The sequence below is a fragment of the Asanoa hainanensis genome, assembly GCF_900188485.1.
Lineage (GTDB): Bacteria > Actinomycetota > Actinomycetes > Mycobacteriales > Micromonosporaceae > Asanoa > Asanoa hainanensis.
In genome coordinates, this window is sequence record NZ_FZPH01000016.1 from 198,058 (window position 1) to 212,803 (window position 14,746).

Annotated in this window: 10 protein-coding genes, 1 tRNA gene and 2 pseudogenes; 6 read left to right on the plus strand and 7 right to left on the minus strand. The window is 68.2% G+C overall.

What is annotated here, in order from left to right; all coding sequences use genetic code 11:
• Positions 1 to 124 precede the first annotated feature (124 nt).
• Positions 125 to 3,163 carry a putative bifunctional diguanylate cyclase/phosphodiesterase gene (locus tag CHC05_RS31985; RefSeq protein ID WP_089254350.1) on the minus strand — a complete coding sequence of 1,013 codons (3,039 nt, stop codon included), beginning with the start codon at positions 3,161 to 3,163 and terminating at the stop codon, positions 125 to 127.
• A 121-nt stretch (positions 3,164 to 3,284) separates the two neighbouring features.
• Between CHC05_RS31985 and CHC05_RS31990 the strand changes: the two genes are divergently transcribed.
• The gene (locus CHC05_RS31990) at positions 3,285 to 4,379 is read left to right on the plus strand and encodes an NAD(P)-binding domain-containing protein (RefSeq protein ID WP_245871318.1); all 1,095 of its coding nucleotides are present in this window, start codon (positions 3,285 to 3,287) and stop codon (positions 4,377 to 4,379) included.
• Here CHC05_RS31990 and rho read toward each other — a convergent pair.
• Positions 4,293 to 5,450: pseudogene (gene rho / locus CHC05_RS31995) on the minus strand (transcription termination factor Rho); the annotation flags it as partial. The gene CHC05_RS31990 and the pseudogene rho sit on opposite strands and share 87 nt — an antisense overlap.
• A 366-nt stretch (positions 5,451 to 5,816) precedes the next feature.
• Here rho and CHC05_RS32000 point away from each other — a divergent pair.
• Positions 5,817 to 7,019 (plus strand): acyltransferase family protein, encoded by a 1,203-nt coding sequence (locus CHC05_RS32000; RefSeq protein WP_089254353.1) that lies wholly within the window; start codon positions 5,817 to 5,819, stop codon positions 7,017 to 7,019.
• A gap of 87 nt (positions 7,020 to 7,106) precedes the next feature.
• On the plus strand, positions 7,107 to 8,393 hold the full coding sequence (locus CHC05_RS32005) for a serine hydrolase (RefSeq protein ID WP_089254354.1): 1,287 nt from the start codon (positions 7,107 to 7,109) through the stop codon (positions 8,391 to 8,393).
• Here CHC05_RS32005 and CHC05_RS42815 read toward each other — a convergent pair.
• The gene (locus tag CHC05_RS42815; RefSeq protein ID WP_245871321.1) at positions 8,362 to 8,691 is read right to left on the minus strand and encodes a pyridoxal-phosphate dependent enzyme; all 330 of its coding nucleotides are present in this window, start codon (positions 8,689 to 8,691) and stop codon (positions 8,362 to 8,364) included. The genes CHC05_RS32005 and CHC05_RS42815 overlap by 32 nt on opposite strands.
• A complete protein-coding gene (locus tag CHC05_RS32010; protein WP_218824750.1) occupies positions 8,574 to 9,143 on the minus strand; it encodes a pyridoxal-phosphate dependent enzyme in 570 nt (189 codons plus the stop codon). The genes CHC05_RS42815 and CHC05_RS32010 overlap by 118 nt, the downstream gene beginning before the upstream one ends.
• Positions 9,144 to 9,205: 62 nt before the next feature.
• Between CHC05_RS32010 and CHC05_RS32015 the strand changes: the two genes are divergently transcribed.
• A tRNA-Pro gene (locus tag CHC05_RS32015) sits at positions 9,206 to 9,279 on the plus strand.
• A gap of 115 nt (positions 9,280 to 9,394) precedes the next feature.
• A complete protein-coding gene (locus CHC05_RS32020) occupies positions 9,395 to 10,354 on the plus strand; it encodes a tyrosine-type recombinase/integrase (RefSeq protein ID WP_089254355.1) in 960 nt (319 codons plus the stop codon).
• A gap of 226 nt (positions 10,355 to 10,580) precedes the next feature.
• Here CHC05_RS32020 and CHC05_RS32025 read toward each other — a convergent pair whose 3' ends face one another.
• Both CHC05_RS32025 and CHC05_RS43525 read right to left on the minus strand, forming a co-directional pair.
• On the minus strand, positions 10,581 to 12,611 hold the full coding sequence (locus CHC05_RS32025) for a caspase, EACC1-associated type (RefSeq protein ID WP_089254356.1): 2,031 nt from the start codon (positions 12,609 to 12,611) through the stop codon (positions 10,581 to 10,583).
• A complete protein-coding gene (locus CHC05_RS43525) occupies positions 12,572 to 13,009 on the minus strand; it encodes an effector-associated constant component EACC1 (protein WP_425426873.1) in 438 nt (145 codons plus the stop codon). The genes CHC05_RS32025 and CHC05_RS43525 overlap by 40 nt, the downstream gene beginning before the upstream one ends.
• 485 nt (positions 13,010 to 13,494) lie before the next feature.
• On the opposite strand from CHC05_RS43525, the gene CHC05_RS32030 reads away from it, so the two are divergent.
• Entirely contained in the window at positions 13,495 to 14,409 is a 915-nt protein-coding gene (locus tag CHC05_RS32030; RefSeq protein WP_089254357.1) for an IS5 family transposase, read from the plus strand.
• 175 nt (positions 14,410 to 14,584) lie between these two features.
• Here the strand turns inward: CHC05_RS32030 and CHC05_RS41010 are convergent.
• Positions 14,585 to 14,746, minus strand: a pseudogene (locus tag CHC05_RS41010) (IS701 family transposase); the annotation flags it as partial.

Below are 14,746 nucleotides of genomic sequence, written 5' to 3' on the forward strand. Positions count from 1 at the left end.
GCGCAGCTTCGAATCTGGGGTCGGGTGTGCGGCGACCTCGCCCGGATACCGGTGTCGTCTCCGGGTGAACGTGCTGTGCGGCCGGACGGCGCCCGGGCCCGCCGTTGCCCGGCCTTCGGAGGGCCTAACGCCAGGTCTCTGCGACGTCCACGGGGACGGCCGGGCCGAACAGCGGACCTTGGGCGTACGCGCAGCCGAGGTCCCGCAACGTCGTGCACCCGGCCTCGTCGTGGACGCCCTGCGCCACCTGTTCGAGCCGCAACGTGCCGGCCAGGTCCGTGATGGCCGCGAGGAGCTGCCGCGAGCGCGGTGAGCCGGCGTCCGCGAGGAACGAGGCGTCGAGCTTGATGACGTCGATCGCCGGCTGGCGCAGGTGGCTGAGCGACGCGGTGCCGGTGCCGTAGCCGTCCAGCGCCACCCGGACGCCGGCAGCGCTCAGCTCGTCCAGTTGGTTCCATGCGCGGTCGGTGTCCTCGCCGAGCTCGGCCTCCGCGATCTCGAGCACGAGGCGGCGCGGGTCGGCGTCCGCCGCCTCGATGGCGCGCCGGACCCGGTCGGCGAAGTCGGGCTGCCGCAGCTGGCGCGAGAAGACGTCCACGCCGACGAACCGGCCGTCGCCGTTCCCGAAGCCGGATCCAGACCCTGAGCTGGAACCGCAGCTGAACCCGGAGCTAGCGCCAGAACCAGAAGCGGAACCGAACCCGGGGTCGGAACCGAAGCCGGACCCAGAGCTGGAGCTGGACCCGACGCCAGAGCCGGAACCGGAACCGGAGCCTGAACCGTTCAGCCGCGGCAGGTCGTGTAGCGCGCGCTCCAGCACCCAGTCGCCGAGCTCAGCGGCACGCCCGATCGCATCCGCGGCCTTGGCGATCTCGGCCGAAGACATCGGCCCGCCGTCGTCGGCCATCCGCGGCAACCCCTCGAACCCGACCACATGGCCGGATGCCAGGTCGACGATCGGTGCGTAGTGGAGGGTCAGCTCCCCGGCCGACAGCGCCGCGGCCATGCGGTTGCGGACCTCCGGGCGTTGCCGGCTCGGTGCCGGCATCCCCGCCGTGTACTGGCGCCAGCGTCCCTTGCCCGCCGCTTTCGCGACGTAAAGCGCCGTGTCCGCGTTGCGCAGCAGCGTGTGGTCGTCGTCGCCGACGGAGGCCAGCGCCAGCCCGATGCTCGACCGGGTGTTGACGAGGGTTTCGGCTACCGATGCCGGCTGGCCCAGCGCCTCCGAGATCCGCCGGGTGATCTCGGTCGCGGTGCGCTCGTCGACCGCGCGCAGGAGCACCGCGAACTCGTCGCCGCCGATGCGGGCCGCCAGGTCGACGTTCCGGATGCCCGCGGTGATTCGGGCGGCCACGATCGCCAGTAGCTCGTCACCCACGTGGTGGCCGAAGGTGTCGTTGACGATCTTGAAGTCGTCTACGTCGACGACCAGCACGGCCCGGTCCGGCTCGCCCTGGCCCTCCCGCACCGACCCGCGGAACAGGGCGGCATTCGCGAGCCCCGTGAGCGGGTCGTGGGTTGCCCGGTGCTCGAGGTCCCGGCGCAGCTCCCGCTCCGCCGTGACGTCGTGCAGGGTGGTGATCACGCCGCGGATCGTCGGGTCGTCGCGGAGGTCGCGGCGGTAGACCAGCACCGTCGCGCCGCCTCCCCCGGGACGCGAGATCGACGCCTCGCGGCCGTTCTCCGCGTCCGACCACGTGCGGCGGTCTCCAGCGGGCGTCCGGACCAGGTCGTCGAACCGGTCGCCGTGTACGTCGCGCCCGAACATCCGGTCCGCCGACGGGCTCACGTACTCGATGCGGTCTTCCCTGCTGATCAGGATGACCTCCTCGCTGGACGACACGATCCGTTGGAAGAACCGTTCCCGGTCCTGGTCGTTGAGCCGGCCGGCCAGGTCGATCCGGGCGAGGGCCACGCCGGCCTGGTCGAGCAGGGACACGACCGACGGGTGGACCTCCGCCAGGTCCCGCGGCGGCGCCGTGACGTAGGCGGTCCGGCGCGGCGCGTCGTCCCGTTCGTCGGCGACGACATCGGTCAGCCGGCTGTCCAGCGGGTAGACGAGCTCGCCCGGGGTCGTGCCGCCAACGGGATCGCCCCGAGCCAGCCGGACCCCAGACCGCGCGCCCGGCGGCAGCATCCCGTGCAGGGCGTCGCGCAACGCCGCGAGGATCTCCTCCTCGTTGGCGGCGAGCGCGAGCCGCCGCAGCCCGATCCGGGCGATCGCGTTGCGGGCGGCCCTCCGCCGGCTCTCGGCCACGGAGACACCCAGGCGCGCCAGCACGAGAACGGCCTCGACGGCCGCGATCACCCCGATGGCCGTCGCGGTGTTCACTGCGCCAGTGGTCGCCTCCACGAGCAGCACGGTCGGGGCGACCAGCAGCCCGACCGCGATGGTGAAAAGGGTCGCGGGGCGCAGGACGCGACTCGAGCGCCGGGCGACCGGGGGTTCCCGCTCTGGGAAGAACGTCGCGACGCCCGCCGCGACGACGCTGGCCAGCAGCAGGAATCCGGCCCCCACCGATACCCCCCACGAGTCGAGCACCCGCGCCCGGATGAAGACCAGGTTGGCGACCAGGAAGGCGGCCACGCCGATCGCGATCACCAGCACGTTGCCCCGGCCCCGGGCGGCCGCCAGCGCGGCGATCGCGGCGGCCAGCACCGCGACGTAGCCGACGCACGAGGCGATGGCCACCGAGATCGAGAACGTGCTCTCCGCCTCGGAGGTGAGCCCCGGCCGCAGCACCGTGATCCAGATGAGCAGCGAACCGGCGAGGCTGAGGAGGCTGATGTCGATGATCGTCGGCAGGGACCGGTAGGCGCGCCACCCGGCCAGCCGCAGCACGCCCACCGCGAGCGGGAAGTAGGCGAGCAGGAAGAAGAGGTCTGTCCGCCCGGGGAACTCCGCGGCCTCGATGACCCCGGTGGTGGCGACGGCGAAGATCGCATCACCCACCGTCATGAGGGCCGCGGCGACGGCTATCAAGATCCACCCGGTGCGGTTCCGTGCCGGGCCGTGGGTGATCCGCAGGATGATCATGCCAACGCTGAAGACGCCCGCGATCAGCACGGCCGCCACTCGCGTCGCGGAGAAGAGATAGAGCACCGGTGCCAACACGATGATGACCACGAGGTACGCCACGCGGGTCAGCGTCAGCAGCGGCACTCCCGCCCTTTGCCCGTAATTGTCCGCCTTATGCGCGGCGACGACTGTGAGGTCCGCCCCGTCCGGCATGGCTTGGGCGGCGTGCGGCGTTACCCCTCACGTGCCGGATATCGACGTCGTGGTGATCGGGGCAGGTCAGGCCGGGCTTTCCAGCGCGTACCACCTGCTCGGTTCGGGCCTGAGTCATGTCGTGCTGGACGCCAACCCGGGTCCCGGCGGCGCCTGGCAGCACCGTTGGCCGAGCCTGCGGATGGCGACCGTACACGGGATCTTCGGCCTGCCCGGCATGCCCTTCGACCCGCCGGCGCCGGACGAGCGGGCCGCCGACGCGGTGCCCGCCTACTTCGGGGCCTTCGAGCGCCGGTTCGGGCTCGAGGTGCGGCGGCCGGTCAAGGTTTCTGCGGTGCGGCCCGGCGACCGACTGCTCGTCGAAACCGACCACGGCATCTGGCGTACGCGCGGACTGATCAACGCCACCGGCACGTGGACCAGGCCGTTCTGGCCCGTGTACCCAGGTCAGGAGACGTTCCGCGGCCGGCAGTTGCACACCGTCGACTACCCCGGCCCGGAGGCGTTCGCCGGCCAGCGGGTCGTGGTCGTCGGCGGCGGCACGTCGGCCGTGCAGACCCTGCTGGAGCTCGCCGAAGCCGGAGCGCACACCACCTGGGTCACCCGCCGGCCGCCGGTCTTCCGCGAGGGACCTTTCGACGAGGAGTACGGCCGAGCCGTGATCGCCAAGGTCGAGGCGCGGGTCAAGGAGGGGCTGCCGCCACGCAGCGTGGTCAGCGTGACCGACCTGCCGTGGACGCCGCAGATGGCGGCCGCGCAGGAGCGCGGGGTGCTGGTCCGCCGGCCGATGTTCGAACGCGTCGTACCCGATGGCGTGGTCTGGGCCGACCGCACCCGGCAGGACGCCGACGTGATCCTCTGGGCCACCGGCTGGCGGGCGGCGCTCGACCACCTGGCGCCGCTGCGGCTGCGCGGCGAGGGTGGCGGCGTCGTCATGGACGGCACCCGGGTGGTCGCCGATCCCCGGATCCACCTGGTCGGCTACGGGCCGTCAGCGAGCACGGTCGGGGCGAACCGCGCAGGGCGCGCCGCCGTGCGGGAACTGCGAGCGCTGCTCGGCTCAGCCCACCCGGGCGTGGCCGGCGGTGCGGAGCAGGAACTCGGCGTTGCTGCCGGTCCGGGCGAGCTGGTCGAGCAGCTGCGGTAGGGACTGCACGGTCTCCCGGCCGGCGAGCGCGCGGCGCAGCAGGTGCACGGCGGCCAGCTCGTCCGGGGGCATCAGCAGGTGCTCGTTGCGCGTACCGGACTGGTTGAGGTCGACGGCCGGGAAGATCCGCCCGTCGGCGCTGGCCCGGTCGAGGGTGAGCTCGGCGTTGCCGGTGCCCTTGAACTCCTCGTAGATCAGGGTGTCGCCGCGCGAGCCGGTGTCGATCAGCGCGCTCGCGATGATGGTCAGCGAGCCGCCGCCGTCGACGGCGCGGGCCGCGCCGAGCAGCCGCTTGGGCGGGGCGAGGGCAGAGGCGCCGACACCGCCGGACAGGGTACGGCTGTTGCCGCCGGCCGTGTTGTTGTAGGCGCGACCGAGCCGGGTCAACGAATCCATCACGATCACGACGTCGCGACCGAGCTCGACGAGCCGCTTGGCCCGCTCGATGGCGAGCTCGGCGACCGCGGTGTGGTCCTGGGCCGGGCGGTCGAACGGCGAGGCGATGATCTCGCCCTTGACCGACCGCCGCAGGTCGGTGACCTCCTCGGGCCGCTCGTCGATCAGCAGCACCATTACGTGGCACTCGGGGTTGTTGCGCAGGACCGACTGCGCGATCGCCTTGAGCACGATCGTCTTGCCGGCCTTGGGCGGTGACACGATCAGCGCCCGCTGCCCCTTGCCGATCGGCATCACGAGGTCGATGACCCGGGTGGTGAGCAGGCGGGGGTCGGTCTCCAGGCGGAGCCGCTCGTGCGGGTGCACCGGGGTCAGGTCGTAGAAGTCCGGGCGCCGGCGGGCCTGTTCCGGGTCGCGGCCGTTGACGGTGTCGACGGTCTCGACCGGGCGGGGGCGGTTGCCCTGCGGCTTGCTCTGACCGCCCTGGCGTCCGCCGGGCTTCTTGTTGTTCTGGCCGTCACCGGCGCGCAGGGTGCCGACGATCCGGTCGCCGGGACGCAGGCCGAGCCGGCGGACCAGCGGCGGGGGCAGATAGGCGTCCTGCGGCCCGGGCGCGTAGCCCTGGGTCCGCACGAAGTACTGGTCGCCGCGCTGGTCGACGATCCCGTCGACGGGATCGGCGCCGGCGGGCGTCTCTTGTGGAGCATTGGGGGTAGCGCGCACGCGCGTCTCCTCGTGGGATGTAGTCGCTCCCGAATGACGTGCGTTCGGAAACGGTCGAGATCGATCGGGCGTCGCCTCGATCATGAACGGCCTCCCGGGGGGCAGCGGAAAAGCTGCGCACATCCACGGGGGTGTCGTGCTGTGGGTGACAACGCGACAGCCGAGGGCAGATCGCCTTGGCCTGGCTGAACGGTAGCGCGCTCCCACTACACACCGCAAGCACCTAGGAAAATCCCCTTACGGGTGGGGTTGGCACTACCACGGATCCGGTTGGCCGCCGGATCGAGTCGCGGCGCCGCCGAACCTAGCGTCGAGAGCATGACCGCGACGGTATCCCTCACCCCGGTCGCCGCCACCGGAATCCAGCGTGAACGGGCCATAGACGGCCTGCGGGCACTGGCGATCCTCGGTGTCGTGTGTGGACATTGGTTGGTCGGCGGGCTCAGCCCGGGCACCGCCGGCGGGCTCGTCGTCGACAGCCCCCTGCGCGCCGCCGCCTGGCTCGCGCCCATGACCTGGGTGCTCCAGATGCTCGGCGTGTTCTTTCTCGTCGGCGGGTACGCGGCCGGCGCCTCGCTGACCCGGTGGCGCTCCGGCGGCGGCACCGACCGGGCCTGGCTGCGGCGGCGGTTCCTGCGCCTGGCGTGGCCCGTGGTCGCCGCCGTCGCGCTGGTCACGGCCGCCCTGCCGCTGGCCGCGCTGGCCGGTGCCGCGCCGGCTACGCTGCGCACCTGGGCGGTGCTGCTGGTGCAGCCGTTCTGGTTCATCGGCATCTACGCGGTGGTGACGGCGCTCACCCCGGTGGCGATGTGGCTGGACCGGCGCTGGGGCTGGGCGGCGGCGCTGCCGCTCGCGGGGGCGGTCGCGGTCGCCGACGTGGCGCGCTACGGGCTGCACGTCGTGCCGGACTGGGCCGGTTACCTCACGGTCGTACCCGCGTGGATGTTCACCTATCAGCTCGGTGTGGCGTGGGCCCGCGGCGGCATCACCCGGACCACCGCGTGGCGGCTGCTGCTCGGCGGCGCCGCGCTGTTCGCGACCCTCGTGGTCGTGTTGCGGTATCCCGCCAGCATGGTGACCGTGCCCGGCTCCGGGCGCTCGAACTCCAACCCGCCGTCGCTGCTGGTGCCGGCGCTGGCGGCGGTGCAGTCGGGCGCGGCGATCCTGCTCCGCGAGCGGTTCGACCGGCTGCTGCACCGGCACAGCGGGCTGTGGACAGCGGTCGCGGTGCTCAACCTGTGCGCGATGACCATCTTCTGCTGGCACCAGACGGCGCTGGTCGCGGTGTCCGCCGGCGCGGCGCGGCTGGGCTCGTTCGCGGGGCTCACCGACGCGCCGACGTCCGGTCACTGGGTCGCGGAGCGGCTCGGCTGGTTCCCGGTGCTGGCTGTGGCGCTCGGGCTGCTGGTCGCGCTCGTCCGGCGGTTCGAGCGGCCGGCCGCGGTGGTCACGGGGCGCCACCGGGCGTTCGCGGTTGCTGTCGCGGCGGCCTTCACGGCGTACCTCGTCCTGGTCTATTGATCCTGTTCTGCGGCGTGCCGCCCTCGCGTTCAACTACTCTTCGTGTGCTTATTTACACGTTGCGTCGTTGTTTTCTCGGGGGTCGGAATGGCGCGTTGCTACGCGGCGCTGATGGTGCTGGTCGCCTTGGTCGCGCCGGCCTCCCCCGCTTCGGCCGGTCCACCCTCGCGCCCTGCCGACCTCGTGTGGATGCCCGCCGGTGACGGGATCTTCTCGGTCGACGCCGCCATGCGGACCGTCCGGTACCGGTCGTGCTCGGTCGACACCGGGCGCGTCTACAACCCGACGATGCGGGTCGCCGGCGGTTTCGCGAGCGGGCGGATCACGTACGAGGGGACTGCTTATCGGTTCCGGGTGCCGCTGGTCGGGCGCTCGACCGGTTTCCTGTCGGTCGGCCGGCGGGAGTTGACCGGGCCGACGGTGACGAGCCCGCAGCCGCCCACCTCGCCTTCACTCGGTCGCCGGCTGCGCCCTCTGGCTGCCAAGCTGCAGGCCATCGTGGACGCGGCGCCGGTGACCGCGGGCGTGTCGGTGCGCGACCTGTCCGGCCGGTATGGCGAGCAGCAGGTCTCGGTGGCCGGGCGCTTCCGGCCGAAGGCCGCCAGCCTGATCAAGCTGTGGGTGATCACCGAGCTCATGCGCCGCATCGACTGCGGGCAGGCGGCGTACACGGACACGGTCCTGGTCCTACCCACGGATGTCGTCGGAGGCACCGGAGAGCTCCAGCACGAGACGTTCCCGCAGAACGTGACTTTGTTTCGGCTGGCGCAGTACACGATCAAGTACAGCGACAACACGGCGACGAACGTGCTGATCGACTATCTCGGCGGGTTCGGGCCGGTCAACGCGCTCGCGGACTCGATGAACCAGACCGAGACGGTGCTGGCGCGCAAGATGCTGGCGCCGGCGCCGCCGGAGAACTTCACGTCACCGGACGACGTCATCTCGCTGCTGGGGGCGGTCTGGTCCGGCAACGTGCTGCGCCAGGTCAACCGTGATCTGCTGTTGAGCTTCATGCTGGAACAGACGCTCAACAGCAAGATTCCCGCGGCGCTGCCGTCCGGGGTGCCGGTCGCGCACAAGACCGGCGAGCTGGTCGACGTGTCGCACGACGTGGGTTACTACCTGATCCCGGGTACGGAGATCGCGGTCGCGTTCCTGACCGCGGGGCCGGAGGAGCTCGGGGCGGAGACGGTGCGCGAGCTGGCGCGGGCGGTCTACGACTATGTCGCGTCGCCGCCGCCTGTTGGGGGGCTGCCGATCACCGGGCCGCCGCCGGTCGTGTCGTTGTCGTTGGTCGGCGGGCTGCTGGTCGTCTCGGGCCTCGCGCTGGTGGTCGTTTTCAGGCGTAGAGGGGTCCGGACAGGTATTTGAGTCCACTGTCGACCTGGATGGTGACCACACGTTGGTTCCGCGCCGCGAGTTGCTGAGCGGCGGCGAGGTTGGCGCCGGTGGACGGGCCGCTGAAGATGCCATGGTCTTTGGCCGCCCGGCGCGCGGTGGCGAACGCCTCGGCGTCGGGGACGGCGATCACCTCGTCGAAGTCGTTCTTGCTCAGCTGCGGCGGCCAGTAGCCGATGCCGCCGCCCTCGATGTGGTGGGTCCCCGGCGCTTGCCCGGACAGGACCGCGGACTCGGCGGGCTCGACAGCGACCCTGCTGGCGTGCGGCAGGCGTTCCCGGATCGCCCTGGCCGCGCCCAGGAAGGCGCCGGCCGCACCGACGTACTCCCGCCGGGGCTGTGGATCAACTCGACGTCGGCCCCGAAGGCCCGCATGGTCCTGATCTTCTCGTCAGCGAAGGCGTCGGAGGACACGATCTTGAGCGGGTACCCCTTGACGGCGCAGACGAAGGCAAGCGAGGACCCGGTGCTGCCGCCGGTGTACTCGACCACGGTCTGCCCTTGTTGAAGGCGCCCGTCCCGCTCAGCGGCCTCGATCATCGCGAGCGCCATCCGATCCTTGTACGACCCGGTCGGATTAGCGGCCTCGACCTTGACCCAGACCTCGCCTGCGCGCCCACCAAGATCGAGCGCGACCAGCGGAGTGCCTCCGATCGCCCCCAATCCACCCTTTTCCCCCATTGCCCCCTCCAGCCCCTCGACACCGTGGACCACACGAAACACGCAGCCCGCCCGTGCGCTACTCTGTAGCGGCTGCCATGCGGGACGCAACACCCCGCCGGCAACGGGACGTGGCGCAGCTTGGTAGCGCACTTGACTGGGGGTCAAGGGGTCGTGGGTTCGAATCCCGCCGTCCCGACAGCGTGAGGGTTTCCGCAGGTCAACGACTTGCGGAAGCCCTCTTTTCATAGCTCGGCATCGATGTCAGGTCTAGCACGCCGCTGCCAGACCCCTTGACTCGGAGTTAAACGACCATGCCGACCATCGACATCCGTAAGATCACCGCCGGTCTGTCCCCCACCTGGTCCGGCTACCTGCGCGACTGGGACCGCACCCTGCGCGCCGCCAACCACCCGGAGACCACCCGCTACAGCTACCTGCTCGCCGCCGCTCAGCTCGGCCGCTACCTCGCGACCGAGTGCGACGAGTTCGACGCCCCTCAGGCCGCCGACGACCCGTGCCTGGTCGCCCGCGGCCACGTCGAGGACTTCCAGGCGTGGATGGTCGACACCCGGTCCGCGTCCACAGCGCTAAACAAGCACAAGAGCCTGCAGCAGTTCTTCAAATGGCTCACCGTCGACGAGGAGGCCATCCGCCGCTCACCGATGGACCGAGTCCGCCAGCCCAAGACACCCGAAAAGCTGGTGCCTGTCCTCACCGCCGAGGACACCCGCAAGCTACTGGCCGCCTGCGCGAGCTCGACGTTCGTGGACCTGCGGGACCAGGCCCTCATCCGCCTGTTCTACAACACCGGCGGACGCCTGGCTGAAGTCGGGAACCTCATGCTCGACGACCTCGACCTACACGCCGACACCGTCCGATTCCACGGCAAGGGCGCCAAGGACCGCCGGGTCCGGATCGGACCCCGGACCGGTCGGGCGATCAGCCGATACCTGCGAGCCCGATCGAACCGCCGCGGTGCCGAGCTGCCGCACCTGTGGCTGTCCGCCCGCGACGCCTGCCGCCTCGAACCGAACGGAATCAAGATCCGCCTCAAGCAGCTCGGCACCGCGGCCGGGGTGGCGAACGTGCACGCCCACCGGTGGCGGCACAGCTTCGCTCACGAGTGGAAGCTGGCCGGCGGCGACACTGGCGACCTGATGCTGCTGCTCGGCTGGTCATCCGACGACATGCCCCGTCATTACGGCGCCAGCGCGGCAGCCGAGCGCGCGCAGCAAACTAAGGCGCGCCTCGCCATCGGCGAACGGGTCTGACGGGATGCGGGGGACGGGTGGCCCCGCCGAGGGCTTGGAGGCTCGGTCACGTCGGCTGTCCTACGACGCGGACGACGCGGGGTGCCTAGCGGCGACGCAGAGCCACGCGCGTCGCAGGGCCAGGCACATCCTCGACGAATCTGACCAGCGGTTCGAACGCGCGCCGCTTCGGGGGTTGCACCGGGAACCGGCCGAGCGGCCGCCTCCGCCGAGCGCTATTTATTACTCATCCCTCGCGCGCACCTAGCGCGCTAAACGGCGCTGCCGGCCTCAGTAGCCCCATCTCATCGATGATCTCGATAAAACGAGTCGGCGGATCATTGGATCGGCGATAAAGATCCCCAAGCACCTCGTGTGCCAACGGACGTGCGGTCAATTCGAAGGGAGCTCGCTTGTCTACTTCCAAGACCATCGCAAGTGCCCTAGTGACGTCGCCGATGTGGAGTGACGCGCGCGCCATTGCAAGGAAATGCGCGCCTTGCATGTTGCGGGGGAGCCTATCCACAATCGAGGCGATCCGTGTGTCATGGATCTGAAGTGCAGTCTTCCCTTCTCCCAGCTCGACCTCAGCCTCGGATCGAACTAAATCGATCGTGCGCGTATTGAAATTCGTGTAGTACGGATCGTCAGCGAAGGAGGCTAGGCCTCCGACTTCGTCTGCGGCGGTAAACAACTCTCGCAGTGTTGCGGAGTCGCCGATCCGGGCGGCAGCCATCGCCGCATCGAGCAACAGAGCGCCAGTAACAGCTAAGCGATGTTTGCCGCGGACAGACGCGTCGGTCTCCCCTAACGCGTTCAGTTGCACGAGGCACACTTCGAACGCCGGTCGGGCGCGGCCAAGAGCTAGGAGCGCCCTCCCAACCCGCGTTAGCGCCATCCCAACGAGTAGCTCATCGCCCGATCGTCTTGCGGCGGCCAGAGCTTTCTCGCCAGCTACCCATGCCAGTTCGTGCTCGCCAAGATTTCTTAAGAGCAATGACGTGATTTGATAGACCTCACAGAGCAAACGGGCTTTGTTCGTGGGAAAACTTGCGTTGTCTGGCGCAGCATCAAAATGCATTCCTTTCCGAATGATCGCCGGGAGCGCTGAGCAAAGCGAAGGGTACGCAGCGCTGCCAAGTAACTTCCAAGCGTGAGACACTGCCTTTTGCATCTCATCCTCCAAGATGACACCGGGAGGATTTGCGTGAGCGGTAACAAAGGTGGGGTACTGCTCAAGCCGTGCTCTTATTTCATCAACTTCCAGCGAAGTATAGGAGACGTAACTGTTTCTCGGCAGATCCTTGCCGATAAGAGTTGGCAAATCGATGCTCAACGCGATAGCAATTCGCGAGAGAATCGTCAACTTGTCTACCTGGATTCGCCCCGACTCGACGCGACTAACCCAACTTTCCGACCTTCCGATCAACTTGGAAAACGTGCGGCCGCTGAGTCCGCGCCGTTGCCGCCAGTGCTGGATACGCTGCCCGACCGGTAGATCGTCGAGCGTGCCATCGATCGCGTCTACAGGCCTCTCCGTCTTGTGGACGTTTCTGACCAGTGCGATCTTTCCTGAGGTATTCCCTATCCGTTGCTCAGGTAGATGCAAGCTGCTTTCTTGCATCAACGCCCGCACATTCTCGTAAAGCAAATCCATCGGAATCGTCGAGAACGATCCTTTAACTCCGTTGTGCATGACTGAGACCAGAGCGCCCGTAAAGGCCGTATGCCTAGAACCTTCAGGCGAGAGCGACGTCTTTGTCCCAGAACACGAAGTTACGATGTAAAGACCTTCGATCTTTAACTGACTGACCGCCTCAGCAACTGGATCCGACATTGCGATGCCGAGTGCGCGACCGCTGTAGCAACAGTCAAGAATAACGATCTTTGCGGCAGCTCTGCTCCCCAGAAGTATCCTTGAAACGTGATCGAAAGGTACGCTTGTCCAGAACTGGCCACTCTTACTTGTCGTCAAGCTTAGGTACAGGTCCCGCCCCCCTCCTTCAAGTAGCCCGTGCCCTGCGTAGTAGACCAGTAAGACATCCTCCGCTTCCTGGGATGCTCGATAGATCGGACCGAGAAGATCGTCCGGCGACCTTGGGTCAAGGACACGACTGCAGAACTCACGATGAAATCCTGAAATCCTTGTATCAAGAAGAGTCGCTTCGAGCGAGTTGACATTCTCTGCCACCGCTGGGAGATCGTCGAGGTTATCCGACGCGTAGGTTGCCGTGCCGACTAAGACTGCCCGTGAACGTTCGAATTCGGGGAGGCGCAACCCATATCCTCCCTCATCGCCCGGTGCAGCTGAAATATTATGGCCGCCGACCGTTCAAGGTTAGCCGAGTCCAATTCAATCTCATGTTCGCCAAACTTTACTCTGACACGGCTCCGTCTCGTCGACGCACGAGCAGTAATCCACCCAGTGATTGCGCCGACGAGTGCCGACAGCAACTCGCCGTTCCCGGATACAAACTCCAATACCCCGGAAACTGCTCCACTCATTTCTCCAGGTGCTGGACGACCGCTAACCAGTCTTACTACATCCTTTAGCAGCTTGTGGTCAGCACGTATCCACTCATAGAGATCATAAAGTTCATCGCCCCCTTCGTCGTCGACGACAGACACGAGCATTCGCCGAATACGGGATGGGTTGTGCGTGATGTCAGGACGCATGGAAGTCCTTAGGCCGTAGGAACAGCGCAGTCAATGTCAGACGAATTCGGTTTTTGACGTAGTGTGCTCAGATCGTTGCATCGTGTCCGCTAGTAGTCTCGCACATGGCGGGTACCCGAACGATCGTTAGATCGATGAATGATCCCTTGAGGGACCCACATCCGGCGCAAGTTCAGCCACTGCCTCACGCGAGCGCCCGGCCCATCACTCGAGAGTGCTAGGGAACCGTGTTCGTGTCTGCTGCCTCAACAGCCATGGCGGCTTGATGCCCCCCTGCCTCTCGGCATGTTCGCAGATCTCGCGTGGATGGTATGCCCCAGGCACGTCTTTGCCGACCGCTGCCCAGAACGCGCGGGACTCTCTCAGATGCCCGCTAGGCCGTGTTTCGTAGGGCGTCGATGTCGCGGCGTGTCGGTGATCGATAATTGAAGAGGTCTCCGGTAGTTGGTTCAGCGACCAAGCTAGAACTTCACACCGGAGACCTCGTGCCGAGCGTAGCGGCAGCGAGTCGACATGACCTGACCGACGTGCAGTGGGCGGTGCTTGAGCCGTTGCTGCCGGCGGGAACGGGTCGTGATCGGCCGCGTAGATGGGCCATCAGATCGATCATTGACGGGATCCGGTGGCGGGTCCGAACCGGGGCACCGTGGCGGGATGTTCCCGCGGGGTATCCACCGTGGCAGACGCTGTATCGATGGTTTCGGCGGTGGCAGCGCGACGGTGTCTGGGCTCGGCTCCTGGCCGTGTTGCAGGCCCGGGCGGACGCGGCCGGTTTGATCGGCTGGATGGTGAGTGTGGACTCGACTATCAGCCGCGCGCATCAGCATGCGGCGGGCGCCCGCCGCGACGGTGACGGGCAGAAAGAGACGCCCGGCGGAACCCAGCAGGAGCCGGCAGACCACGCTCTGGGCCGGTCCCGGGGCGGCTGGACGACCAAGACCCACCTGGCCTGTGAGCAGGGCCGCAAGCTGATGGCCCTGGTCGTGACCGCCGGACAACGCGGCGACAGCCCCCAGTTCATCGCGGTGCTCGCCAAACTGCGGGTGACCCGTGCCGGTGGCGGCCGGCCACGAACCCGTCCGGACACAGTGCTGGCGGACAGGGCCTACACGTCCAAGGCCAACCGTTCCCACCTGCGCCGTCGCGGTATCCAAGCCTGCATCCCGAGCAAGACCGACCAGGACGCGCACCGCAAAGCCAAAGGATCTAAAGGCGGGCGACCACCCGCCTTCGACCCCGCCCTCTACCGTCAGCGACATGCCGTCGAGTGCGGCATCAACCAGCTCAAACAGCACCGCGCCATGGCCACCCGATACGACAAACTCGCCGTGCGCTACGAGGCCACCCTGACGATCGCCGCCATCAACCAATGGCTCCGCGCCCTACGAAACACGGCTTAGTACTGCAACGGCACTTATGGCGGTATCTGTCCGCGCCGGTGGTAGTGGCTGACGCGGGCTTGCCATTGGCGGCGTCGTCGGAAGTAGGACCAGGCCAGGACGTGGTCGGGGGTGGTGGGACGCGTCAGGGTGAATGCCAGGAGCAGGCGCCGGACCTCGGGTACGGTCAGCGCGATCAGCATGTCCTGCGCGAGGCTGGGTTTGCTTGTGTGGCAAGGGATTTCGCGACGACGAGTAGGGCGTGGGTGGCCATGGACAGGGTGATGTGGGCGTACCACGCCCGCCAGTCCCGGGCCTGGTACTGGTCCAGGCCGGCTTCGTTCTTGGCCTGCTGGAA